We start from the raw sequence: 24,842 nt of genomic DNA, 5'->3' as shown, positions 1-24,842 counted from the left end.
TTAAACATGTTTTCAGAACAAGATCTATCTCAATTTCAATCTAAAGGAATTTCTGTTGAAAAAATCGAAGAACAGATTAACAACTTCAAAAATGGTTTTCCAAAGATGAAACTGAAAAAGCCGGCTACCATTGAAGACGGTATTACCAAAATTCAAGATGAAGAACTTGAGATTTACGAAGAAGTGTATAACACACATTCTAAAAATCTTGAACTTTTAAAGTTTGTTCCTGCCTCTGGTGCAGCATCAAGAATGTTTAAAATCCTTTATGATTTTCTAAACACATATCAGGATACTGAAGATGAATACCTGAAGTTCCTATGCAACAAAGGACCTGAAACCATGTTCAATTTCTTTGACCATTTGGAAGATTTTGCCTTTTACGGGGATCTTAAAAATGCAATGATTGAAGAAGGTTTGGACCTGGATAAAATGGCTGATAAAAATAAATTCAAAGAAATTTTATCCATGCTTCTTAACAGCAAAGGTCTTAATTACGGCAACTTGCCAAAAGGATTATTAAAATTCCACAGATACAAGCATTATTCAAGAACAGCCTTCGAAGAACATTTGGTTGAAGCTCTAAACTATGCCAAAGATGAAGCTGGCAATGCCAACATCCATTTAACTGTATCCGAAGATCACAAAGAATTGTTCCAGGAACGTTTTAACAAAACCAAAGATACGTTTGAAGAGAAATATCAAGGCAATTTGAATGTATCCTACTCAGTACAAAAATCTTCTACAGATACAATCGCAGTTGACATTAACGATGAACCTTTCCGCAACGAAGATGGATCAATTCTGTTTCGTCCAGGTGGTCATGGAGCGTTAATTGAAAATCTTAATGAACTTAAGGCAGATATCATATTCGTTAAAAATATCGATAATGTTGTTCCGGACAGGTTAAAGGAAACAACCTACAAGTTTAAAAAGGTTTTAGCGGGTCTATTGTTGGAAATGCAATCAATCATTTTCGATTATTTAAATTTATTGGAAGAAGACCAAGAGATCTCTGAAGATACACTTCAAGAGATGCTAACTTTTCTGGAAGAAAAACTTTGTACTACACCGCCAGCCAAATTGAAAAAAGATAATACGGATAAGGTTAAAAAGTACTTGTTGGAAAAATTCAACCGACCAATTCGTGTTTGTGGAATGGTGAAAAATGAAGGTGAACCAGGTGGAGGTCCTTTCTGGGCCAGAAATACAGATGGTTCAGTTTCTTTGCAGATTATTGAAGGTTCTCAAATTGATAAGTCAGACGTAAGACAGAAAAATATTTTTGAAAGAGCCACACACTTTAATCCTGTTGATTTGATTTGTGGCACTAAGGATTACAAAGGAAACAAATTTGACTTGCGCCAATTTATTGACCCTCAAACTGGTTTCATCTCTGAAAAATCAAACAATGGCAAAGATTTAAAAGCCATGGAACTTCCGGGACTTTGGAATGGTGCCATGTCAGACTGGAACACCATATTTGTTGAAGTTCCTATCATTACCTTCAATCCAGTTAAAACCATTTTCGATTTATTACGAATAGAACACCGAAACTTATAATTAACAAAGGTCTTGCAATGCAAGACCTTTTATTTTTTAGCCCAATGCAAGATTTTTAGTAATAAAAACACCCAATTTGTTAATATCTTACAACTTGGTATTTTTAAAATTAATCCTACTTTTGCAATGCAGTAATCATTTTAATTTGATAAATGATAGATAATACGGAAAACTATCTTGATGGTGATGTACTTACGATAGTAAGTAGATATGAAGAAATGATTAAAGCGAATAAGCTTTACTACTTTGATGTTCACGAATTTGAAAGCATCATAGATCATTATATCGAAAAAAATAAATTTAGCGATGCGGTTAAAGTTACCAACATTGCTTGTAAGCAGCATCCTACTGCCATCTCAATTCAAATTAAAAAAGCTCAGGTATTAATCAATCGTGGGCAACATCTCGAAGCATTGGCAATCCTTAATAAAATTCAGGGAATAGAATCTTCCAACAAGGAGATTTGGCTTTTAAAAGGCAATATCTACAACCTGATGGGAAAACACAAAAGTGCCAAAAAACAATTCGATAAAGCTTTAACGAAAGATCATGAAAACCGGGAAGATCTTCTTTTCAGAATTGCTATGGCTTTCGAACAACTAAATCAATTCGATTTGGCGATTGGTTACTTAGAGGAAGCCTTAAGACTTAATGAAGAAGATTCTGAAGTACTTTTTGAACTGGGATATTGCTACGAGAAACTTGGTTTGGATGAGCAAAGTATCGATACTTACATTAAATTTCTGGATATAAATCCTTTTTCAGATAATGCATGGTACAACATCGGGATTGTTTACAATCGCCTGGCGAAGTTCCCAAAGGCAATAGAAGCATACGAATTTGCTTTGGCGGTAAACCCACAGCACAGTAAGGCTTACTTTAACCTGGCAAATGCACTAGCGAATTCTGGAAAATTTGAGGAGGCCATAAAACAATACATCGAATATTTGGATTTTGAAGATGATCACGCTTCAACCTATTCATATATTGGAGAATGTTTCGAAAAGTTGAATGAATACGATCAAGCACTCAACTATTACGAAACGGCCATAAAAACAAACGAAGAACTTCCTGACCCATGGTTTGGAATGGGACTGATCCTAATGTATCAGGACAAAATTGATGAAAGTTTGGTTTATCTTGAGAAGGCTAATAAATTGGATGATGCCAACCCTGATTATTGGTTTGCTTTGGCATCGGCTTATTCAAGATCACAAACTCCTCAAAAAGCAGTTCGTGCCTTTCGCGAAGCAATTGATTTAGATCCTTATGATCCAACCTTCTCAATAACTTTAGCGGAATTCTATCATCAGAACGAAAAGCTTGAAACTGCCATTGATGTTCTTTTGGAAAGTTGTGGATACAATCCGGAATCGCCAGAACTTTTAAACAATTTGGCTGCCTATTATATGCTTTCGGGTGATTTAAATGCAACAGAGCATTACATTAAGAAATCAACGGATATTGATGCCGAAAACCTGAAAGAAATCTTCATTCAGTTTCCTGAACTAGAAGAAAATTCACAATTCAAGAAGATTATTGCGGCTTACTCCGCTTAAAAACATATTGCACTTAATCTCACGCACAAAACAATTATGCCTAGAAAAATTAAAGATTATGTTCTTATTGCCCTAAAAGGAGTGGGAATGGGAGCTGCTGACGTTGTACCTGGAGTTTCGGGTGGAACCATTGCTTTTATAACGGGAATTTACGAAGAATTAATCAACACCATTAAATCGGTAAATCTAAACACTATTAAGCTTCTTTTACAATTTAAATTGAAGGATTTCTGGAAAGCCGTTAATGGGAATTTTCTTTTGGCTTTACTATCAGGCATTGGATTCAGTTTCTACACATTGGCCAAACTTGTGAAGCACTTATTGGAAACACAACCCATTTTGATTTGGTCTTTCTTTTTTGGTCTAATTGTAGCTTCGGCAATTGTGGTGGCCCGCAAAATTACAGAGTGGAAAGCCAGAACCATAATTGCCATGATTATAGGTACTGTTATAGCTTATATGGTTGTCGAATTAACACCAGCCGAAGCTCCAACCAGCTACTGGTTTTTATTTCTATCTGGCGCTTTGGCAATTTGTGCGATGATTCTTCCGGGAATCTCAGGTGCATTTATCCTGGTTTTGTTGGGATCATACAATCATATTTTAAGCGCATTGAGTAGTTTTAAAATTGATATAATTGCTACAGTGGCTGCAGGTGCTGGTTTGGGTATCCTAAGCTTCTCTCACCTATTAAGTTGGTTGCTTAAAAAATATCACAACATGACTATCGGTTTACTTTCAGGATTCATGATTGGATCATTAAACAAAGTGTGGCCCTGGAAAGAAACCATTACCACAAGAATTGACCGACATGGTGAAGTGGTTCCTGTACTTCAAAAAAACATTTTACCAGGAACTTTTGAATCTTTGCAAGCGCAAGATTCACAACTGTACTTCGCCTTAATTTTAGCTCTAGCAGGATTCTTGCTAATTTGGATTATGGAAAAATATTCTCCTGAAGAATCAAAATAAACATCAACCATTAAATCGAATTAACCACAATGAACACCTACGGCATTCTTGGATATCCTTTGGGACATTCCTTCTCGAAAAAGTATTTTGAAGAAAAATTTAATGAATTAAACATCGAAGCTGAATTTCTGAATTTTGAGCTTCCTTCTATTCAGGATTTGCCTAAAACCTTGGATGAAAACAATCGTCTTAAGGGATTTTGCGTAACCATTCCATACAAAGAAGAGGTTATTCCGTTTTTGGATGAAATCGATCCTTTGGCCGCTAAATTGGGTGCTGTAAACTCGGTTCAGATTATTAAAAATGGTGATAAAATCAAACTGAAAGGGTTCAATACAGATATTTATGGATTTCAGGAATCACTAAAGGAATTTATTGGAGGAAACAGACCAAAAGCCTTGATTCTTGGAACGGGTGGAGCATCGAAAGCCGTAGCGGGTGGCTTGGAGGACTTGGGCATAGCATACCAGTTCGTAAGTCGATCAGCCAAAGAAAACCAATTCACCTACGAGCAATTGACACAGGAAATCATAGAAGATTATAAGTTAATCGTAAACTGCTCTCCTCTGGGCACATTTCCAAAGGAAGACACTTGTCCTGACATTCCATACCAGCACTTAAGTAAGGAACACTTTCTTTACGATTTGGTGTACAATCCTGCCGAAACCCTATTTATGAAAAAAGGCGCAGAACAAGGAGCCAAAACGCACAATGGATTAAAAATGCTGCACCTACAGGCAGAAAAGAATTGGATCATCTGGAACGAATTATAATTACGAATGAAAAATTACGAATTACGAGTAGGGCTAATTTCTATCGTAATTCGTAATTAAAAATTCGTAATTGATTTAAATGTCATACTTCACCGTAAACAAGAAATACCTTGGTTGCACGAAGTAGGTTGACGAAGTAAATGAGAAATCATTCTCACTATTCCTATCCAAAGAATCCGTATCCAAAAGGTTCTTTCCTTTGATGCCAAACTCCCACTTGCTATCCTGCTTTCTGTAGGTTAAATCAGCTTCTAAAAAACTATACTTATTCTCTATAGTCTTGTTCTTATCGGTATAAGAATAAAAATCGTAATCTGCTGTAAGAATAAAGTTTTTTAGGAAAGCCATATCTAATCTTACGAATGGACGCTTGGTATAATAGGTGCTTGTTGTTGCTCCTCTATCATATTTATTGATGCTATAATTATATCCAAATTCAACATTTGGAGCATTCTTAAAATTTGTACCTACAGAACCTGTGTAGTTCTGATTAAACGACTCCGACTTTGTTGGTTGAGATTTCACCAAATTGTTATATTCGCTCCAGGAAACATTAGCTTTAGCCGATACTTTTATATTCTTGAATGTTCGTTGGTATCTTGCATTGGCGCTTAATGACTCATCTGACAAATCAGAATTAATGGTTGAACTAATCTGGTTAATACCAATCGGAATCACATTATTCTTAAATCCTTCTACGCTTTTGGTATAGCTAATATTCGCGAACATGTGTGTAAAGTTGAACATGTTAAAACTAAAGAAGTTCAAAGATACATTGTGCTTTAAAGCGCTTTCCAATTCAGGATTTCCACCGTACACCGAATTGTAATTGTTCAGCACAAATGCTTCTGCATATTTCGCCACATCGGTAAAAGTTCTGGTAATTCTGTAGTTGAATCGCAAATTTTCCGATTTCTTCAACTGCATATTGATATAAACATCCGGCAATACAGAAGTCAAATCATCCTTTACTTTCTTACCATGCTGCGTACTCTTGGTTTCGTATTGATGAAGCGTAAGCCCAGGATTAAAAGTGAACATTCCCGCTTTTAGTTTGTAGTGAAATCCGAAAAACAAATCAGAAACATTGAACTTCACATCATTTTTAAATTCATCACCTGCCATTTCCAAATCAGATCCTTCATCCAATTTTTGGAATATCTCCGTATCGTAATTCTGATGATTCTGCGTAGTTCCCAGCGTAAACTGCAGGTTGCTCTTGTCACCGGTAACCAAATAGTAATCCAGCTTTGCATCTACCTTATTGGTAACAATTCTCTTCTCCTGATTCATATTGTACAAACTCACTGAATTATCTACAGGAAATAGTGTTGTAAAGGCAAACTCATCACGAATCGAATTGTAAAACGGATCCTCATTTTGATACAAATGCTGACCTTCGAAAGCAAATATGTTCTTATCATTTGCGGTATAATAGATTTTAGCAGATTGTTGCAAGGTAATTGGTTCCTGCTGTTTCAACTGATAAATTTTATCCAATTCATCATTAACCGTCGACTCTACATCTTCTTCTTCTTCATCCTTAGATTGCTTCACAAAAATGTCGTAATCAAACTGAAAGTTTGCATTTGGCTTGTACACTGAATTGAATTTGAACAAACCCAGCTCTGCATCCTGATCGTTCCTGGTAATGCTTTTTTCCACCTGCGATTGATTATCCTCCAACTCATATGTAGTTATTTTCTGAGTCTCCATTAATGTTCCCGTATAAGAATAGATTCCAAATCCACCAATATCCCAAGTATCTTTCAACGCATAACTAAAGTTCAAAGCTTCAAATCTGGTTTCGATATCCTTGGCTCGATTATTTTGAGCTGTAGAAATTCCCAAAGAATTCCCTCCCACGCTAATGGAACTTCCTCCTCCTGGATTAAATCCTCTAAAACCACCCGTAAAATTCATGAAGTCTCTTCGGGTAAAAGGAACCTCACCAATATTATTGGCATCGGTAATCAGGTTTAAACTGAATTTAGGGCTGTAATAAAACAGTTTGGGATGCGCCAAATACTTCTCATCAGGACCTGCACCAGCTGTGAACTCACCAAACCAAAACTTATCCTTCCCTTTCTTCAGTCTAATATTCAAAGCAATATTATCCTCGTCGTTTGTAAGGCCTCTCATTTGGCCAATTTCATTGTAGTTTCTTAGCACTTCCACCTTACTTACTGCATCGGCTGGAATGTTATCGGCAGCAATTTTAGAATCGCCATCGAAGAAATCCTTTCCTTCCACCATCACTTTTTGCACCTGCTTCCCTTCTACTTCAATCTGTCCATCCTCGTTCATTTCCACTCCTGGCAGAGTAACCAGAACATCTTTCAGTTTGCGCTCAGTTCCCACAGTAAACGAATCAGTATCGTAAACAATGGTATCGCCTTTCACCATTACAGGCATGGTGTACGTTACATCAACCTCGTTCAACATGCTGTTCTCTTCCGACATGCTAACATCATGACTTCCATCTTCTGTAGTAGCCTCGTATCGGAATTCTTTAGCAGCATAGCCAATAAAACTCACCTTAATATTGTACACCGAACCTGACTTCAACTTCACCTTATACAAACCACTATGATTGGTAACACAATACGATTCCAACAAGTTCGTCTCCGCATTTATTGCAATTACATTGGCCATTTCGATGGCCTTACCAGAATCATCCGTAACGATTCCTTTAAGATTGACATTCTCCTGCGCAAAAGTCATAAGACTTGCACACAACAATACCAATATGAAAAAATACTTTTTCATGATTTTCCTTTTATTAAATGAAGTAGTGGGTTGATATGTTATTTAGTTTAAGCTTTCTTACCCTCCTCTGTCTGTCGACTCCCGATAGCTATCGCGAATCCCCTAAAAGGGGAGAAACTAAAAATCAGCGTTTTTTCCTATAACTGATCATTGTTTACTGATCACTGCTAATGCATTCCTCTTCCGCCTCCAGGTCTCATGCTTCTAAAATTCTCACGCATCTCTTTCATTTTCTTGCGCGATATCTCATCATATTCAGCCTGACTCACCTCTTTTCCTTTCTTAGGTTCTTTGATTTCAATCTTCTCTTTCGGATTCATCACAATTTTTGAACATAGAATACTGGTTCTGCCATCATTCAATTCCATGATTAGACCAGGCAATCCCCAATATTCTCCCGGACCTTGATTCACAGGAATCTCAGGACAATACCAAGCTACAATTTCAATCTCCTTTTCAATCACCTCAGGCTCTTTATCATCCGCTTGCTCGTCTCTACTCCCGCGCTGAAAAAAGGCCCTCATATTAGGCTCACTCACATGTTTCACCGCAGTAGCCTTATAAGCTGTGTAATTGCCAATCTTTTTGGTTTCTGCCTGCATTTGCCATTGTAGCTTTGGCAAACTATCGTTCACTAAAAAAATCTTTCCAAACAAATCTTTTGATACTGCATATTTTCCCGACTTCACATTCTTGTAGTAATCTTCACCACCAGCACCCATCATCATTCCCATTCGCATGCCGCCTCGGCCCTGTCCCATTCCTGGCTGTTCCAACTTTTCTTCCTGTTTGTATACCGATTCGGTTCTGTTAAAACTTAAGATGTAGGTTCTCTCGCTCATCTGTTTCATACGTTCCAGAATCATCTTTTTTCGATCTTCAGGAATTTGTCTTCCTCCAAAATCCATATTAATGGTGGTTTTACTTTCATAGTAAGCTTTACCCTGAAAGTCTTGAGCAAATAAGCTGTTTCCAAAAACAAGGAAACAAGCAAATGCGAATAGAAATTTCTTCATGATGTACAATGTATGTTCGTTATGCTGCTATGACTTCCATTTTTGCAAATGGTTTAAAACTAGAATCTAAAAAATCTCAATAATACCAATTGCAGTATCTAATTAGCCAATTAGTAATTTTGGCTCTGTATAATTTATATTTGGTATCCCTTTATAATTACCCTCTACTTTGTTTGTTCTATTTTAATGGGCATGGGAAGATCAGGCTGCTTATGCACAGAAAACTTTTAGAAAGACGGGGAAGCTGAGAACTTGTTCGAAGATCACCCCGCCGCACTTAAAGTTTTCAAGTATAAGTGGTTTGAGCTTACACGCCCTAGATTTTTTGCATCCTTTTCCATCGATGGAACCGACCGAAGGGAGCTCATGAATTCCTTAATAAAGAAATTATTTAATGAATAAAAAGGATGAGCCTTGCGGCTTGAGCATTATGAATGCTAATAGAAGGAATTAGATTTATAGGGCTCATTTAATAGTGTAATTAGTATTAAACTTTACTTGGGTAGATTTTTGTTAGTTAAGGTGGTTTTAATAATTTCGGGCATTCTTAGGAATTTAAACCTACTGACAACAAATGCAAGCAAGCAAATACATATACACCTACATCTACGACAATCACGAAAGTGATCTTTGCAAACTAGAATCAAAGTATCTTTTCAACCAGGAAGAAAAGGACAAGCTATTGATTTCTGATATCAAGATAGAACCTTCGTGCAGTGCTTTCATCCGAAAAAGAGTTGATGTTCAACTGCAGTCAGAGGATTATTTGGAACTGATCGAGAAAATCAAAAATGAAAAGATCTCGGTAGATGATTTCAAGGTGGAATATGTGGTTTTAAATGGCGACAAAACCAAGTACAAGGATCGTCTGGACAAACTAAGAGATGTTGGCTACAATATTAATGGCATGCCCGAATATTACAAGCCAAAAATCACTTATGCCATTTGTTATCACGAAGGAACCTGGTATTTTGGAACCTTGCTTAAAAATGATTTTGCCTGGGAGAAACACAACAAAAAACCATTCTCCTATAGCAATTCAATCAATATTAACATTGCCAAAGCATTGGTAATCCTGGCTGCCAAAACCAATAAGGAAACAAAACTGTTGGATGCCTGCTGCGGTGTTGGTACCATTATGCTCGAAGCCTGTTTTGCCGGATACCATATTGAAGGTAATGATATCAACTGGAAGGTATGCCGACAAGCGCGCCAAAACCTTGCTCATTTCAACTACGATACAACAGTGTATCGCTCGGATATTAAAGATATCGAGAACAGGTACGATGCTGCCATTATTGATTTGCCATACAATTTGTTTAGCTATGCTGATGAGAACACCATCTCCCATATCATCGAGTCGTCAACCAAACTAACCGATCGATTGGTGATTGTTTCTACCACAGACATTTCTGAAATTGTAAACAATGCAGGCATGAGCATAACCGATCATTGCAGTGTTCGCAAAAAGGAGAAAGCAAATTTCGCCAGAAGAATTTGGGTTTGCGAAAAAGCGAACTGATCCATTATAGAGGAAGAAAATACAAGCTATTAAAAGATAACTTTCAAAGAGGGTGTCCAAAAAGTTCAATATTATTGTCATTCTGAGTTTAGCGAAGAATCTGTCCCTTTGATTAACAGATGTTTCTCTTCATTCAACATGACATTGTATTCGATTGAACTTACTTTTTGGACACCCTCTTTTCTTTTGCCATTCATTTACCATCCATAATCATCACACTTAAACCACAAACTTTAGCAATAGATTGTTTTGTTAATTAATGTGCTTTTCATAAATTCGGAAATCGTAATAGGATCAATCAGTTTGTACAGAAATGCTCTCTTGCAAAAAACAAAAGTGCATTTGAAACAACATAGTCTATTACATACTGAATTCATGACCATTACTCAAAACAACAGATAAGAAAAATATGGTGCATTGCACTTTACACAAATGTTGTGTTTCATGCAAGAGCAGCATTGTAGATATTTAAATCTCAGTTAGAATGAAATGACGATTCCAGTTAAAAAATATGATGTAAAAAAAGGTTTAGAAAAGTACATGCCAAGTTTACTCAGATTGATTGGTAATCAAAATATCTCATGGACTTCAATAAATTCAGGACTTCTAAATCATCTACAAAAAGTAAGGAGTGAACTTAAAGAATCAGGGGAATCGGAAATTATTAAAGAAACGACATTCTATAGTTTTCTGGTTGGTAATACTCAAGGAAAGAAAGAAACAGCACCAATGTTTGATTTCTTTGAGACAATTTTTTCTGAATTAAACGAAAGATTATCAGATAAAGAGCTGGTTCATTTACATAAAATGGTCAAGTTTGTTTTATCCAATTTTGATTATAGGTATTTGAATTTTATTGGTGAATTAGCAACCTTGAATGCATACAAATCAACAGGGAAATATTCACTGCTAAACATTGAAGAAAAAATTTATTCTAAGAAAGGTGTTAGAGCGGATTTGTTTATGCGGAGGGTTTCTGATAAAAGAGAGTTTCTTGTTGAAATTGTAAATATTCATTTGGAAAATAGAAACCTAAATGATTCTTCAAAAATTAAGCATCATATTGAGAGTAAGCTTAAGTTGAAAATAGACAAGACATTCTTTGAATCTCCCAAAAGAGAGATTTATATTCAGCCTGTTGTTTGGATTGAAAGTCTAGAACAAATACAAATTATCTCCGAACTTTATCGTAAGAAGAAGATTGCAATGGATAATGTATATGTTCCTATGTGTTATATGACTTATCAATTAAGCAATGGTGATTATGAGCATAGATTCGAATATGTGACGACTATTTTGGAAGAAGAACAGAAAAAAGGTAATTGGATATCAAGAATGTTGCATGGAATTTCAATTAAGAAAAGATGAATATTATAAAGCACGAAAACACAACAATATGTATAAGTAATAGCGGTTTATGTGGGTATTCGGGCGGTAGTGGTTCTAATCAACCCCGCCAAATCTGCCGATTTGACTATTTAGATAAGGTGCAGCTTTGGCTCCTTAGTAACTTGATACGAAACCGCTTTAAAATCCGCTACTACTCATACATTTAACGTTGTGGGTAATGCAAAAAGAGCTTCGTGCAAAATGACAGAGATAGAAATATATATAAACAAATACGCTCAAGATAAACTGACTGATTCCGAGATTATGGAATGGTTTGACAGTTTTGAATTATCGAAGCAAAAAGAGATTCGTGATAAGTTAATTATATTCACGGAACAATCACATCCAACAGACGAAATGATTTCTACTGCGATTCAGACTGCCCCTATTAATGACACAATGACACCTGTGGTAATTTTCAAAACACAGACTTTTAAAATAGCAATGAATAAAATTGAGAACTTGCCTGATTCTGAGTTGAGGAAGTCATTTGTAATCATGTTGAATATATTTAAAACAGCAGATATGCATAGACGAGAGACTGATTGTAAAAATGGATGTACTCATTTTTGGCATAATATTAAGGACTTATGAATTCTGATTTGATTATAATAAAAGCAAAATTTAAGCTCTATCGAACAGATAATGGTGCTCGAAAAACTCCGATTATTACTGGCTATCGACCTAATCATGTATTTGAGTATAAAGAAAATTCAAATGACTTTATTGCAACATATATCGGAGATGTAAATTTTGAAGGACAAGAGTTTTTAACTCCTGGGGAATCGATTATTACTACAGTCCGATTTTTAAGACATGGTGACATTGAGCGATTTATCCAAATCGGTCGGATTTGGTGGATTCATGAAGGAAGAAATAAGGTTGGAGAAGCAGAAATAATTGAAATATAAAGCACATACCCACGACACTCCGCTATAGCGCATAGCAGGGTCAGCCACTGCTGGTGAGCGATTCTATCGCATTCCATTTTTTAAACAGAACCACACGAGAGGAATAGTGCGGTAGCAGAGGCTGATTTAAAAAAATAAAACAAACATTCATTTGTATCATGAGGTCTGTTTTTACTAATTCCCAATACCTATTTCCGCAACATTAAAAACCTGTTCCGCACACGAAGAAATGGTTTCCGCACACCGAGGTACCCTTTCCGCACAGCCAGGTACCCCTTCAGCACGCCGATTTTCTTCTTCAGCACGCAAAGGTGAGCCTTCCGCACACAAGGGGACCCCTTCCGCACACAGGGGAAGTTCTTCAGCACACAAGTTTGGTTCTTCAGCACACGAGGGAACCCCTTCCGCACACCAAATTACTGCTTCCTTTGCATAAAGGAAATACTCACCTTTGTAGCGGAAAGGGTAAAATACTGTTCTGAAAGATGATTTTCACGAACGGACCAATCACCTAATGTTACGGAATAACAAAAAGGCTTTGCGGAACAAGAAAACCATGTAAAAGAGTCTTACAAACTCAGGATAATTGATCTCAATGAAAACAACTTTTACACATGTCAGCCATTCAAGTATTGAAAGCTAACTGGTATAAGAAGACTTTTATATTCCAATTGAAATTATACGTTTATTCACGTAAGCCTTTCATAAATAATATCCCTAATATTGTAACATGATTTTGCATGTGGCACTTATAATATCAGTACTATTACAATTTGGGGCATTTTATATCACAATAAAATTAATCCCTAAAACAAAGTTCAACAGCTCCTGGATACTAATATCCACTGGGTTTTTGTTAATGGCGATCAGACGATGTATCGAACTGGTTCAGCTGTGGACCGCACCTCCAAATACCGATATTTTTACGCTCGCCAACTGGATTGCTGTTTTTATTTCACTTTTAATGTTCTTTGGCGCGTTCTACATCCGAAGAATTTTTCAGCTTCAGGATCAAATTAATAAACTTCGAAAAGATAGTGAAGCCAAAATATTAAATGCAGTGATTAAAACAGAGGAGAACGAACGTCAGATTTTTGCAAAAGAGCTGCACGATGGTTTAGGTCCAATTTTATCGAGCATTAAGATGACTGTTTCTGCCATAAACAATAGCATGGTTCATCCAAAAAACGCAGAACTACTGCAAAAAGTCGACCATGCTACCAATGAAGCCATTCTTTCGATTAAAGAGCTATCGAACAAATTAAGCCCCCACATTCTTGAGCGATTCGGATTGGAAAAGGCCATTAAAACATTCATTGACGGCATACATCTACCCGAACAGATTCAGATATCTCTAAATTTGAAATTGAATCATGCAAAGGGTGATTATAATATGGAAATTGTGATTTACAGGGTTATTGGAGAGTTAATAACCAACACAATAAAACATGCCAATGCCTCTAAAATTGACATATCTCTTTTACAATACCAACACAAATTGCAGTTAATTTATACTGATAATGGTAAGGCTTATTCTCCTTTACAGGATAACACGGAAGGGATGGGTATCTCGAATATCAAATCGAGGGTTCGATCATTAAATGGCACTGTTCAGATGAATAATAAACAACACAGAGGTTGTTATGTGAAAATTGAAATTCCTGAAAAATGAAATCAGTACTAAAAATTGCTGTAGTCGACGATCATGAACTATTCAGAGAAGGATTAAAGTTTCTTCTTGAACAGCAAATGGAAAATTGTGAAATCAAAGAAGCTGGCAATGGAAAGGATTTAATGACACTTTTATCGGATTGGTATGCTGATATTGTTTTAATGGATATCGAAATGCCTGTAATGAATGGAATTGAATCAAGCAAAGAGGTATGCAAAAAATACCCCAATACAAAAATCATTGCCCTTTCGATGCACGCCAATGAGAACTATTATTCGGAAATGATTAATGCAGGTGCAAAAGCTTTCCTGCTTAAAAACTCCAAATTCGAAGAGGTTCAACAAGCCATTGAAGCGGTAATCAACGACAATAGCTTTTTCTCCACTGAAATTCTCGAAAGCATCTTTAAAAACCTGAGTCATAAATACAACAACAAATCTGATCTTACCCAAAGAGAAATAGAGATTCTTTATAATATCTGTAAAGGGCTATCCAACCACGAAATTGCAAACCAATTATGCATAAGCAAACGCACCGTTGACAAACATCGCGAAAACTTACTCTTAAAAACTCAATCAAAAAACACAGCCTCTCTTGTTGTTTACGCCATCAAGCATCACATTTTCGAAGTGTAATTAATTAGCCAGGTTCAAGCTAAAATACGCACATATACCTACAACATTACGCTTAAGAACTGTTCCATTCCCAATTATCGGATGATATTTTTGTTTTCTATAAAATCAAAATATTCATTCTATGTTAATTCCATTTTTAATACCATTTGTCATTGCAATTTTTTTATCCATTACCATGGGAGGAAGTGGTACTGCTCCTGCGTTTTCGGCTGCCTACGGAGCTAATGTCATCAAAAAGAATTTAATTCCCGGTTTATTCGGCTTAATGGTATTTCTTGGTGCAATTATAGGAGGCAAAGAAACGGCTAAAACCATTGGAAAAGGTTTGCTTAGTCCCGAACTGATGAGCTTTTCGATTGTATCCATTATTTTGCTCTCAGTAGCTTTTTCATTGCTCATTGCCAATCTATTTGGAATCCCACAATCTACCAGTCAGGCAACCGTTATGGCGGTTACCGCACCTGCTTTGTATTTCGATTCCTTAAATTCAGACAAACTACTGTTTGAAATCATTCCAACATGGTTTGTTATGCCACTGCTCTCTTTTGCACTGGCATACATGGCCGGGAAATACATCTACAGGCCCATTCGAAAACGGGGTTATACCATCTCCAAAAAAATAAATAACAGCTATATTTTAAAAGGTTTGATCCTTGCAATGTCGATGTATGTTGCTTTTTCAATAGGAACAAACAATGTTGCCAATGCAGCAGGTCCCCTTTCATCCATGGCGTGTATCGAGCTTAATGTTGCAAAAAATCAATATCTACAAGTGTTAATACTTGCTACACTAATTGTAGCGCCAAGTTTTAGTATTGGCAGTTCCATATTTGGAGATAAAATTGTTCAAAATACAGGAAAGCAAATTGTTCTGTTTGGCAAAATAGAAGCTGTAATTATTGCATTCATTTCGGCCAGTCTTCTTCTTGGTGCATCCTTAATAAAAGGGATACCCACCTCTTTGGTTCAGCTGAACGTTGGAGCAATAATCGGTATTGGAGTTGCCAAACTAGGTTTTCGTAACATATTCAAAAAAACTGAAGTCGATCGTTTTTTTATCATGTGGATCATCGCTCCAATTATCGCATTCTTACTATCCCTGTTTTTCACCTATTTGATCGATCATTCCGGATTACTTCACATTCAATAAAATGTACCTTACAATTTAGCTCTCCTCATTTGAGGAGAATGATCTGCAAGTTTTCTTTTCCAGCTACAAATCTCTAATGGATTCGGGATAATCAATTTCAGCCAAAAACAATCCATGACCGGGAACCGATGAACCTGCATTCGATCGGTTCTTGCTTTCAATTACCTTGCGGAACTCCTCCATGTTCATTTTTCCTCGGCCTACCTCAACCAAAGTACCTACGATGGCACGAACCATATTGCGAAGGAAACGATCGGCCTTAACGGTAAACACCAACTCATCGCCATTATCCTTCCATTCTGCCTGGTAAATTTTGCAGTTATTGGTTTTCACATCGGTGTGCAGCTTGCTAAAGCTGGTAAAATCTTCAAATTCGAACAGAATTTTAGCCGCCTCGTTCATTTTTTGCACATCCAATTCGTAAGTTAGCTTCCAGTGCGATTCCAATCGAAAAGGATTCTTCTCTTTGGTGATAAAGTAATGATAGGTTCTGGCGGTAGCATCAAAACGTGTATGTGCCTCTTCCCTCACCTGAAAAGTTTGCTTAATGGCAATATCGTGAGGCAAAAAACGATTCAAACGAAAGCTTAATTTATCGCAATCAAAAGTCACTTGCTCATCCACATCAAAATGTGCATAAAAATCACTGGCATGAACCCCTGTATCGGTTCTACCACAACCCACCACATTAATTTCACAATTTAAAATGGTAGATAGCGCCTTATTCAACACCTCCTGCACTGTAATTGCATTAGGTTGAATCTGCCATCCATGATAATTTGTGCCTTTATAGCTTAACCTGATAAAATATCGTTTGTTCAAATCGTAGAGTTTTTCTTTAATCTGGGACAAAAATAGTAAAAAGAACAAAAGTCCAACAGTTCAATAGTCGAAGAGTCTTGCAGAGCAAAAAGCATTCAGCTCCTTTATCCTTTATCCTTTATCCTTTATCCTTGGGTTTTGCGAATTGCAATTTGGGATTTAAGTCTTGAAGCATTCAAAACGTTAACACTTTTTAACGGCCTCAAACTTTTATAAAATCATCAAAAATTTATCTTTGTAGAGGTTTTTCGGGAAACCGGAACATTTTATGTCAAAATTAAAGTAAACAAATTAATATTTCTATGATCCAAACAGTTGATATCAAAGAGCTAAATGAGCGTATCCAAAGAGAAAGTTCTTTTGTGGATATGATTTCTATGGAGATGAACAAAGTTATTGTTGGACAGAAACACCTTGTTGAAAGCCTTTTAATTGGTATGCTTTCCAATGGTCACATTCTATTGGAAGGGGTTCCTGGTTTGGCAAAAACACTTGCCATTAACACACTTTCAACTACTATCGATGCGGACTTTAGCCGTATTCAGTTTACTCCGGACCTTTTGCCTGCCGATTTATTGGGTACAATGATCTACAGCCAGAAGAAAGAGGAGTTCGTGGTGAAAAAAGGACCTATCTTTGCCAACTTCATTCTTGCCGATGAGATCAACCGTGCTCCTGCAAAAGTACAGGCTGCTTTATTGGAGGCTATGCAAGAACGTCAGATTACCATTGGCGACACTACTTATAAACTGGAAGAACCATTCTTGGTAATGGCAACTCAGAACCCGATTGAGCAAGAAGGTACCTACCCGCTTCCTGAAGCACAGGTTGACCGTTTCATGCTAAAGGTTGTTATCAATTATCCTAAAAAAGAGGAAGAGCAGTTAATCATGCGTCAGAATCTTTTGAAGGCATTTCCTAAAGCATCACAAATCTTAAAACCAGAAGATATCATTAAAGCACGAGATGTGGTTAAGGATGTTTACATGGATGAAAAGATTGAAAAATATATTGTTGATATCATTTTCGCAACTCGTTTCCCTGGTGATTACGGATTGGAAAAATACAACGAAATGATTGCATTTGGTGGATCGCCTCGTGCAAGTATCTCTTTGGCATCTGCAGCAAAAGCCTATGCTTTTATCAAGCGTAGAGGATATGTAATTCCTGAAGACATTCGTGCTGTAGCTCACGATGTGTTGCGCCACAGAATTGGATTGACTTACGAAGCAGAAGCAAATAACATTACCAGCGAAAATATCATTAGCGAAATTCTAAATACTGTTGAAGTACCGTAGCAAGCAATTATCAATTAGTAATTGTTAATTAATAATTATTCATTCTTAATTGAACTATGGAGACTAGTGAATTATTAAAACGCGTAAGGCAAATTGAGATCAAAACCAGAGGTCTTTCCCGCAATATTTTTGCGGGTGAGTATCACTCTGCGTTTAAAGGTCGAGGAATGACTTTCGCTGAGGTTCGCGAATATCAGTATGGTGACGATATCCGAAACATCGACTGGAATGTTACCGCGCGCTACAACAATCCATACGTAAAGCTGTTCGAAGAGGAACGTGAGCTTACCGTAATGTTGATGATTGACGTGAGTGGTAGCCGTGAGTTTGGTACCATGTCGAAACTGAAGAAGAATCAGATTACCGAAATTGCCGCTGTTTTGGCATTCTCTGCAATCCAAAACAACGATAAAATTGGGGTGATTTTCTTTTCGGATACCATCGAGAAATTTATCCCTCCTAAAAAGGGGAAAACTCATATCCTGAGAATTATTCGTGAGTTAATCGATTTTCAACCTGAACACCGAAGTACTGATATCAGCAATGCATTGCGATATTTGACCAATGCCATTAAAAAGCGTTGTACCACTTTCGTGATATCAGACTTTATCGATGATAAGGATTATGAAAATGCTTTGACCATTGCGAACAAAAAACACGATGTGGTGGCACTTAAAATTTACGATCAACGCGAAACGGAACTTCCTTCCATTGGCTTGATTAAAATTAAAGATGCCGAAACAGGAGAATACTCCTGGGTAGATACATCGAACAAAAAAGTTCGTGAAAAATATGCCGGGTGGTGGCGCAAGCAAGAAGAAAATACCACCGAAGTTTTTAAGCGTTCGGGAGTTGATGTGGCTAACATCAGAACCGATCAGGATTACGTAAGATCACTGATCAACTTATTCCAACGTAGAGGACACTAAAATCAGGTAACTGAGAACTATGGCAAATCAAATAAAAAAACATATTAACTTCCTGACAAAAGCTTTTGCTTTTACATTGGTATTTGCTTCGGTATTATTCTCACACAATTCGTTTGCACAAAACGATGGAGGAATCAATTACGGAGTAAAACTGGATACCAATGTAATTGTAATTGGAGATCAGATTAATTTGCAATTATCGGTTGAGCAACCAAAGGAGCTTAAAATTGGCTTCCCTGTTTTTTCCGATAGCATTGTAAATGGAGTTGAAATTATTAAGCAAACTCCTCAGGATACAACTGCTCTTGACAATGGCGTAATTAAGGTGAATAAGAATTATACCATTACCTCATTCGATGGCGGAGTATACAAGTTAAAACCTTTCGAATTTCAAGTGTACGACAATGTAAATACCATTTTACGTACCGATACCTTGTTGTTAGGCGTTAAAACCATGCAAATTGATACAACAAAAGGAAATTTCGACATTGTTATGCCGATTCAAACGCCAGTATCATTTGCAGAAATTGCTCCTTGGCTATTGGGAGGATTACTGGTACTTGCACTAATTGTATTCCTAATCTGGTATTTCAGATTCCGACAGAAAGATGAACCTTTATTTGCTATATCGAAACCAATTGAACCTGCTCATGTTATTGCGCTGAAGAAATTGGATGAGATCAAACAGCAAAAGTTGTGGCAAGGAGGAAAAGTAAAACAGTTCCACTCAGATTTAACGGATACCATTAGAACTTATCTTGATGAAAGATATAACATGTCTACTCAAGAGTCGACTACTGATGAAATTCTTCAGGCAGTTAAATCGGTTGAAGTAAACAACAAGTGGCATGCGAATCTTAGAGAGATTCTTGAACGTGCCGATTTGGCCAAATTCGCCAAATTCCAACCTCTTCCAAACGAAAACGAACAAAGTTTGAAATATGCCTACCAAATCATTGAATCAACCATTTTGGTAGAAAAGGAAGAGGAGAAAAAAGAGGAAGAATCGGAACAAGAAGATAAATCTGAGGATAACAAGTAAACATTGAAACAATAGACTATGAGTTCTATAGAATTTGCAAATCCGGAATATTTCTACCTTTTGTTGCTTCTGCTGCCATTAATTACATGGTACATTCTGAAGGACAAAAATGCTCATGCAAGTATTCAGGTTTCAACTGTAAAAAGTTTTAATGCTGCTCCTAAAACTTACAAATACTATTTGCGTCATGCGCTGATTGTGTTTCGTGTTTTGGCAATAGCATTTATCGTTATAGCGCTGGCTCGTCCGCAGTCGAGCAATAAATTTCAGGATACCATTACCGAAGGGATCGACATTGTAATGTCTTTGGATATTTCGAGTAGTATGTTGGCTCGTGATTTTGAGCCAGATCGTCTGGAAGCTGCCAAAGATGTAGCAACACAATTTATTACAGGTCGCCCTGAGGATAAAATTGGCTTGGTTATTTTTAGTGGAGAAAGTTTTACGCAATGTCCGCTAACTACCGATCATGCAGTATTGATTAATCTGTTCAAGGATATCCAAAGTGGTATGATTGAAGATGGTACTGCCATTGGTTTGGGTTTGGCAAATGCGGTGAACCGATTAAAGGACAGTGAAGCTAAATCGAGAGTGGTAATCCTACTTACCGATGGTGATAACAATCGAGGTGAAATTGCACCTTTAACAGCTGCTGAGCTGGCCAAATCATTTGGCATTCGTGTGTACACCATTGGGATTGGGACCAGAGGAATGGCTCCCTACCCTGTGCAAACGGCTTTTGGTATCAGCATGAGAAACATGCCGGTTAAGTTTGATGAATCTGTTCTGAAAGAAATTGCAGAAATGACTGGTGGACAATATTTCCGTGCAACAGACAACAACAAGTTAAAGGCAATTTATGCTGAAATTGATAAGCTTGAGAAAAGTAAAATTGAAGTAAAACAATACAGCACCAAAAGTGAAGAGTTCTTAATCTTTGCGATGTTTGGCGCATTGTTTTTACTGTTAGAGATTGCATTACGCAATTCAGTATTAAGGAACATTCCTTAATTGTAATTATTTGATAAACCGAAAATCATTGATAAATGGATCAGTTTCGTTTCGATCATCCTGAATTTCTATACTTATTCGTACTCATACCAATATTGGTGGTGTTGTACTGGGTAAGCCATGTAATTAAGAAAAAAGCTTTACAAAAATTTGGCGAGATGAACATCATCGCTAATTTGATGCCTTATGCATCATTTACCAGGCCTGTTTACAAATTTTCAATTTTGATATTGGCTTTAAGCTTTATCATTATTGGTGTGGCAGGTCCACAATTTGGGTCAAAGCTTCAGAAAATAAAAAGAAAAGGTGTTGAGGTAATCATTGCATTGGATGTTTCCAACTCGATGATGGCACAAGACATTCAGCCCAATCGTTTGGAGCGTGCTAAACGTGCCATTTCGAAAATGGTTGACAAACTAAACAACGATAAAGTTGGCCTGATTGTTTTTGCAGGTGAAGCCTATACTCAATTGCCAATTACAACGGATTACGCTTCAGCCAAACTGTTCTTGTCTTCCATTAGTACTGATATTGTTCCAATTCAGGGAACAGCTATTGGTTCTGCAATTACACTGGCAACCCGAAGTTTTACTCCGGATAGCGAAGCCAGTAAAGCCATTATTGTGATTACTGACGGTGAAAACCATGAAGATGATGCTGTACAGGCAGCTAACATGGCTAAGGAAATGGGAATTGCAGTTCATACCATTGCAATGGGTTCGCCTGAGGGTGCTCCTATTCCATTGGGGGCTGGTTCCAGTGATTTCAGACGAGACGACGAAGGAAACATAGTGATTTCAAAACTGGATCAGCAAATGGTTGAGGAAATTGCAACTGCAGGAGGTGGAAAAGCAGTTATTGCGAACAACACAACCACTGGTTTAAACGTTCTATTTAAAGAAATCAATAAAATGGATAAAACAGAATTGGAAGCTAAAGTGTATACTGCTTACGATGAGAAGTTTCAGATATTTTTGGCCATCGGTTTGTTGCTTTTATTCATTGAATTCCTTGTTTTGGAACGTAAGAATCGTCATTTAAAAGACATTAATTTATTTAATCCATCGAAGTAGAACGATACAAATCCTCACTTATGAAAAAAGTATTATTGATATTCATTAGCTTGATTTGTCTTCTAAGCATGGAGGCAGTAGCCCAAAAGGAAAGAAAGTTTATTCGCTCGGGGAATGAACTTTTCGAGGGAGAGAAATTTGAAAATTCGGAAGTTGAATACCGTAAAGCTTTGGATAAGAAAATCAATTCTTATGAGGCAGGATTCAATTTGGGTGATGCATTGTACAAGCAAAAAAAATACGAAGAAGCTCTAAAACAGTTCCAAACTTTGGCTGTTAATGAAAAGAATCCTGAAAAGCTAGGTCACCTGTTTCACAATATGGGAAACACACTTTTGGAAAATAAAAAGATTGATGAAAGTATTGAAGCTTATAAACAATCTTTGCGTTACAATCCAAATTCCCCGGAAACCAAATACAACCTGGAATATGCTCGCCAAATGAAAAAGAAACAGGAAGAGCAGCAGAAAAAACAAGATCAGAATAAAGATCAAAATAAGGATCAGAAAGATCAGGACAAAAAAGACCAGGACAAGAAGGATCAAGATAAAAAGGACCAGGATAAGAAAGATCAAGACAAAAAAGATCAGGACAAGAAGGACCAGAATAAAAATAAAGATCAACAAGACAAAGGAGATAAGGATAAAGACAAGGAAAAACAACAACAGCAACAACCTAAAATCTCGAAAGATGATGCCAAACGCTTGCTGGAAGCTTTAGAGAACGATGAGAAAAAAGTTCAGGAGAAAGTACAAAAAGCAAAAGCCCAAGCGATGAAAGCGAAAAAAACCAAAATCAAAAAGGATTGGTAATTGCTTGTTCAATATTGAACTTAAATGATGATTTATAAGTACATTTGTGCGAGATTTTTCATCAAGAAAAAATAAAACAAACACATCTGAAAAACAGAATATTACGGATGAAGAAAATATTTTTCTTACTATTAGCAACATTATTCATTACTTCTGCTTCTTTAGCAGAAGAAGTTAAATTTACAGCTACAGCACCCCGAGTGGTTGAAGTGGGCGAGCAATTTCGATTGGTTTATACGGTAAACGAAAAAGCCAAAGACATTCAGTTGCCTTCTTTATCCGGTTTTAGAGTTTTAATGGGACCTTCGACTTCTCGTAACTCCAGCTCACAATACATTAATGGGAAATGGAGTTCGTCAACTACGTATACTTACACATACGTATTATTGGCCGAAAAAGAAGGGAAATTTACTGTAAACCCAGCCAAAATTAAAGTAAAAGGCTATGACTTTAGTTCCAATTCGGTGAGTATTGAGGTGGTTAAAGCCAACGAAAAACCTCAAAACAATCAAAGCAATCAATCTTCACAGGCAGCTGCCAATAAAATTACACAGGCCAATTTGTTTGTAAAGGTTGATGTGGATCGAAAGAACGTTTATATGGGCGAACATGTTGTTGCTACCATTAAGGTTTATACTCGTTTAAACATTGCTGGATTTGGCGACTCGAAATTTCCATCGTTCAACGGATTTCTGAGTCAAGAAATTCCAACATCGGGACAAATATCTCTGCAAAGAGAAAATGTGAATGGCACCATTTACAATACTGGTGTAATCCGTAAATTGATTCTGTTCCCTCAGCATACAGGAAACATTACCATAGATCCATTTGAATTGGAATGTATCATTCGTCAAAGCAGATCCAGTGGTAACAGAGGATTCTTTGATGATTTCTTTGATAACTATCAGGACATTCGAGTTCCAAGAAAAAGTAAGCCGGTTACCATTCGCGTGAAAGAGTTTCCTGCCAACAAACCAGCAAGTTTTGATGGTGCAGTTGGTAGCTTTAGAATGTCAGCAACTATTGACAAAGACTCTCTTCAAGCTAATGATGCGATCACCCTAAAAGTTAATATTTCGGGGAATGGTAACTTGAAACTAATTAATCCACCGGAATTTGATTTTCCTGCAGATTTTGAGGTTTATGATCCTAAAACCAATCAGGATTTAAAGAGCACTGCAAAAGGAATGACCGGTTCAACAACCTTTGAGTATTTGATTATTCCTCGTCATGCCGGGGATTATGAAATTCCTCCTGTAGACTTTAGTTTCTTTGATCCAAAAGCAGGAATTTACCGTACACGATCAACTCCAAAATTCAATATCAAAGTTGGAAAAGGAAGTGGCGATGCGACCAGTGCTGTTATCAGCTCTTTCTCAAAAGAAGATGTGAAATTTATTGGTAAAGACATCCGTTTTATCAAAACCAACGATTTTGTACCGAGATTGAAAGGTGAGGTATTTTTTGGTACAACCAATTTCTATCTTGCCTACCTGATTCCATTTTTGGTATTCATTCTTGCTTTTGTTTTCAACAGAAAACGAATTAAGGAGAATGCTGACCTTGCTCGTGTTAAAAACAAACGTGCCAACAGAGTTGCCATGAAGAGATTAAAAGCTGCTTCGACAAGTCTAAAAGCGCAGAAGAAAGAAGAATTCTACGATGAAATATTGAAAGCTCTTTGGGGTTATACTTCAGATAAGTTGAACCTTCCATTGGCTGATTTGAACAAGGAAAACATTACTGAAATTCTGCAAGGAAAGAATGTGGATGATGAACTGATTCAAGACTTTCTGAACATTTTGAATACATGTGAGTTCGCACGCTACGCTCCTTCTACGGGATCCTCTGAAATGGATGAATTGTACAAGAAAACAATGGATACCATAACCAAATTAGAAAAGAGCATCTAGTAAAATCGAAT

The 24,842-nt window shown here is 36.9% G+C and carries 21 protein-coding genes; 18 read left to right on the top strand and 3 right to left on the bottom strand.

The features are described 5' to 3' along the window. Nucleotides 1-6: 6 nt before the first annotated feature. From ACKPCA_RS02765 to ACKPCA_RS02750, 4 genes are all read left to right on the top strand, one after another. A complete protein-coding gene (locus ACKPCA_RS02765; RefSeq protein ID WP_321281250.1) occupies nt 7-1,563 on the top strand; it encodes a DUF4301 family protein in 1,557 nt (518 codons plus the stop codon). A gap of 152 nt (nt 1,564-1,715) precedes the next feature. Next, nucleotides 1,716-3,122: a tetratricopeptide repeat protein gene (locus tag ACKPCA_RS02760; protein ID WP_321281248.1), complete on the top strand. Its 1,407-nt coding sequence runs from the start codon at nt 1,716-1,718 to the stop codon at nt 3,120-3,122. A 36-nt stretch (nt 3,123-3,158) separates the two neighbouring features. After that, nucleotides 3,159-4,094: a polyprenyl-phosphate transporter gene (locus ACKPCA_RS02755; RefSeq protein ID WP_321281246.1), complete on the top strand. Its 936-nt coding sequence runs from the start codon at nt 3,159-3,161 to the stop codon at nt 4,092-4,094. Nucleotides 4,095-4,123: 29 nt separating this feature from the next. Continuing rightward, nucleotides 4,124-4,867 (top strand): shikimate dehydrogenase family protein, encoded by a 744-nt coding sequence (locus ACKPCA_RS02750; RefSeq protein ID WP_321281244.1) that lies wholly within the window; start codon nt 4,124-4,126, stop codon nt 4,865-4,867. Nucleotides 4,868-4,942: 75 nt separating this feature from the next. Here the strand turns inward: ACKPCA_RS02750 and ACKPCA_RS02745 are convergent, their stop codons facing one another. Both ACKPCA_RS02745 and ACKPCA_RS02740 read right to left on the bottom strand, forming a co-directional pair. Next, complete coding sequence (locus tag ACKPCA_RS02745) at nt 4,943-7,636, bottom strand: TonB-dependent receptor (protein WP_321281242.1); 2,694 nt, start codon at nt 7,634-7,636, stop codon at nt 4,943-4,945. A gap of 167 nt (nt 7,637-7,803) precedes the next feature. Further along, nucleotides 7,804-8,652 carry a GLPGLI family protein gene (locus ACKPCA_RS02740; protein ID WP_321281240.1) on the bottom strand — a complete coding sequence of 283 codons (849 nt, stop codon included), beginning with the start codon at nt 8,650-8,652 and terminating at the stop codon, nt 7,804-7,806. A 574-nt stretch (nt 8,653-9,226) separates the two neighbouring features. Between ACKPCA_RS02740 and ACKPCA_RS02735 the strand changes: the two genes are divergently transcribed. The 7 genes from ACKPCA_RS02735 (at nt 9,227) to ACKPCA_RS02705 (ending at nt 15,931) form a co-directional block, all read left to right on the top strand. Further along, a complete protein-coding gene (locus ACKPCA_RS02735) occupies nt 9,227-10,174 on the top strand; it encodes a TRM11 family SAM-dependent methyltransferase (protein WP_321281238.1) in 948 nt (315 codons plus the stop codon). Nucleotides 10,175-10,663: 489 nt separating this feature from the next. Further along, complete coding sequence (locus tag ACKPCA_RS02730; protein WP_321281237.1) at nt 10,664-11,542, top strand: hypothetical protein; 879 nt, start codon at nt 10,664-10,666, stop codon at nt 11,540-11,542. Between the two features lie 222 nt (nt 11,543-11,764). After that, nucleotides 11,765-12,157, top strand: coding sequence for a DUF5958 family protein (locus tag ACKPCA_RS02725; protein WP_321281236.1), 393 nt, complete (start codon nt 11,765-11,767; stop codon nt 12,155-12,157). Further along, nucleotides 12,154-12,474 carry a hypothetical protein gene (locus tag ACKPCA_RS02720; protein WP_321281235.1) on the top strand — a complete coding sequence of 107 codons (321 nt, stop codon included), beginning with the start codon at nt 12,154-12,156 and terminating at the stop codon, nt 12,472-12,474. Before ACKPCA_RS02725 ends, ACKPCA_RS02720 begins: the two co-directional genes overlap by 4 nt. An 859-nt stretch (nt 12,475-13,333) precedes the next feature. Continuing rightward, on the top strand, nt 13,334-14,146 hold the full coding sequence (locus tag ACKPCA_RS02715) for a sensor histidine kinase (RefSeq protein ID WP_321281234.1): 813 nt from the start codon (nt 13,334-13,336) through the stop codon (nt 14,144-14,146). Beyond that, a complete protein-coding gene (locus tag ACKPCA_RS02710) occupies nt 14,143-14,781 on the top strand; it encodes a response regulator transcription factor (protein ID WP_321281232.1) in 639 nt (212 codons plus the stop codon). The genes ACKPCA_RS02715 and ACKPCA_RS02710 overlap by 4 nt, the downstream gene beginning before the upstream one ends. A gap of 121 nt (nt 14,782-14,902) precedes the next feature. Beyond that, a complete protein-coding gene (locus ACKPCA_RS02705; protein WP_321281231.1) occupies nt 14,903-15,931 on the top strand; it encodes an inorganic phosphate transporter in 1,029 nt (342 codons plus the stop codon). Nucleotides 15,932-15,994: 63 nt separating this feature from the next. Here the strand turns inward: ACKPCA_RS02705 and truA are convergent, their stop codons facing one another. Continuing rightward, nucleotides 15,995-16,753, bottom strand: a complete 759-nt coding sequence (truA, locus tag ACKPCA_RS02700) for a tRNA pseudouridine(38-40) synthase TruA (RefSeq protein WP_321281230.1) — start codon at nt 16,751-16,753, stop codon at nt 15,995-15,997. A gap of 302 nt (nt 16,754-17,055) precedes the next feature. On the opposite strand from truA, the gene ACKPCA_RS02695 reads away from it, so the two are divergent. The 7 genes from ACKPCA_RS02695 (at nt 17,056) to ACKPCA_RS02665 (ending at nt 24,831) form a co-directional block, all read left to right on the top strand. After that, complete coding sequence (locus ACKPCA_RS02695; protein WP_054721996.1) at nt 17,056-18,051, top strand: AAA family ATPase; 996 nt, start codon at nt 17,056-17,058, stop codon at nt 18,049-18,051. Between the two features lie 56 nt (nt 18,052-18,107). Then, entirely contained in the window at nt 18,108-18,980 is an 873-nt protein-coding gene (locus tag ACKPCA_RS02690) for a DUF58 domain-containing protein (protein WP_321281228.1), read from the top strand. 19 nt (nt 18,981-18,999) lie between these two features. Then, nucleotides 19,000-20,022, top strand: coding sequence for a hypothetical protein (locus tag ACKPCA_RS02685; RefSeq protein WP_321281226.1), 1,023 nt, complete (start codon nt 19,000-19,002; stop codon nt 20,020-20,022). Nucleotides 20,023-20,040: 18 nt separating this feature from the next. After that, entirely contained in the window at nt 20,041-21,033 is a 993-nt protein-coding gene (locus ACKPCA_RS02680) for a vWA domain-containing protein (protein WP_218186213.1), read from the top strand. 35 nt (nt 21,034-21,068) lie between these two features. After that, nucleotides 21,069-22,106 carry a VWA domain-containing protein gene (locus ACKPCA_RS02675; protein WP_321281223.1) on the top strand — a complete coding sequence of 346 codons (1,038 nt, stop codon included), beginning with the start codon at nt 21,069-21,071 and terminating at the stop codon, nt 22,104-22,106. A 20-nt stretch (nt 22,107-22,126) separates the two neighbouring features. Then, nucleotides 22,127-22,918 carry a tetratricopeptide repeat protein gene (locus ACKPCA_RS02670; RefSeq protein WP_321281221.1) on the top strand — a complete coding sequence of 264 codons (792 nt, stop codon included), beginning with the start codon at nt 22,127-22,129 and terminating at the stop codon, nt 22,916-22,918. Between the two features lie 107 nt (nt 22,919-23,025). Next, entirely contained in the window at nt 23,026-24,831 is a 1,806-nt protein-coding gene (locus ACKPCA_RS02665; RefSeq protein ID WP_054721989.1) for a BatD family protein, read from the top strand. The last annotated feature ends 11 nt before the right edge of the window (nt 24,832-24,842 follow it).

It is taken from the genome of Marinifilum fragile (assembly GCF_963677365.1).
Lineage (GTDB): Bacteria > Bacteroidota > Bacteroidia > Bacteroidales > Marinifilaceae > Marinifilum > Marinifilum fragile.
The sequence above is the reverse complement of the archived record's forward strand: the minus strand, read 5'-3'. Positions and strand labels throughout refer to the sequence as shown.

Bases quoted from the DNA above. Each gene is read 5' to 3' on its own strand.
- ACKPCA_RS02685 (WP_321281226.1), top strand. From the start codon at position 19,000: ATGGCAAATCAAATAAAAAAACATATTAACTTCCTGACAAAAGCTTTT.
- ACKPCA_RS02755 (WP_321281246.1), top strand. From the start codon at position 3,159: ATGCCTAGAAAAATTAAAGATTATGTTCTTATTGCCCTAAAAGGAGTG.
- ACKPCA_RS02675 (WP_321281223.1), top strand. From the start codon at position 21,069: ATGGATCAGTTTCGTTTCGATCATCCTGAATTTCTATACTTATTCGTA.
- ACKPCA_RS02765 (WP_321281250.1), top strand. From the start codon at position 7: ATGTTTTCAGAACAAGATCTATCTCAATTTCAATCTAAAGGAATTTCT.
- ACKPCA_RS02750 (WP_321281244.1), top strand. From the start codon at position 4,124: ATGAACACCTACGGCATTCTTGGATATCCTTTGGGACATTCCTTCTCG.
- ACKPCA_RS02725 (WP_321281236.1), top strand. From the start codon at position 11,765: ATGACAGAGATAGAAATATATATAAACAAATACGCTCAAGATAAACTG.
- ACKPCA_RS02665 (WP_054721989.1), top strand. From the start codon at position 23,026: ATGAAGAAAATATTTTTCTTACTATTAGCAACATTATTCATTACTTCT.
- ACKPCA_RS02705 (WP_321281231.1), top strand. From the start codon at position 14,903: ATGTTAATTCCATTTTTAATACCATTTGTCATTGCAATTTTTTTATCC.
- ACKPCA_RS02720 (WP_321281235.1), top strand. From the start codon at position 12,154: ATGAATTCTGATTTGATTATAATAAAAGCAAAATTTAAGCTCTATCGA.
- ACKPCA_RS02695 (WP_054721996.1), top strand. From the start codon at position 17,056: ATGATCCAAACAGTTGATATCAAAGAGCTAAATGAGCGTATCCAAAGA.
- ACKPCA_RS02760 (WP_321281248.1), top strand. From the start codon at position 1,716: ATGATAGATAATACGGAAAACTATCTTGATGGTGATGTACTTACGATA.
- ACKPCA_RS02745 (WP_321281242.1), bottom strand. From the start codon at position 7,636: ATGAAAAAGTATTTTTTCATATTGGTATTGTTGTGTGCAAGTCTTATG.
- ACKPCA_RS02690 (WP_321281228.1), top strand. From the start codon at position 18,108: ATGGAGACTAGTGAATTATTAAAACGCGTAAGGCAAATTGAGATCAAA.
- ACKPCA_RS02730 (WP_321281237.1), top strand. From the start codon at position 10,664: ATGACGATTCCAGTTAAAAAATATGATGTAAAAAAAGGTTTAGAAAAG.
- ACKPCA_RS02740 (WP_321281240.1), bottom strand. From the start codon at position 8,652: ATGAAGAAATTTCTATTCGCATTTGCTTGTTTCCTTGTTTTTGGAAAC.
- ACKPCA_RS02735 (WP_321281238.1), top strand. From the start codon at position 9,227: ATGCAAGCAAGCAAATACATATACACCTACATCTACGACAATCACGAA.
- ACKPCA_RS02710 (WP_321281232.1), top strand. From the start codon at position 14,143: ATGAAATCAGTACTAAAAATTGCTGTAGTCGACGATCATGAACTATTC.
- ACKPCA_RS02680 (WP_218186213.1), top strand. From the start codon at position 20,041: ATGAGTTCTATAGAATTTGCAAATCCGGAATATTTCTACCTTTTGTTG.
- ACKPCA_RS02670 (WP_321281221.1), top strand. From the start codon at position 22,127: ATGAAAAAAGTATTATTGATATTCATTAGCTTGATTTGTCTTCTAAGC.
- ACKPCA_RS02715 (WP_321281234.1), top strand. From the start codon at position 13,334: ATGGCGATCAGACGATGTATCGAACTGGTTCAGCTGTGGACCGCACCT.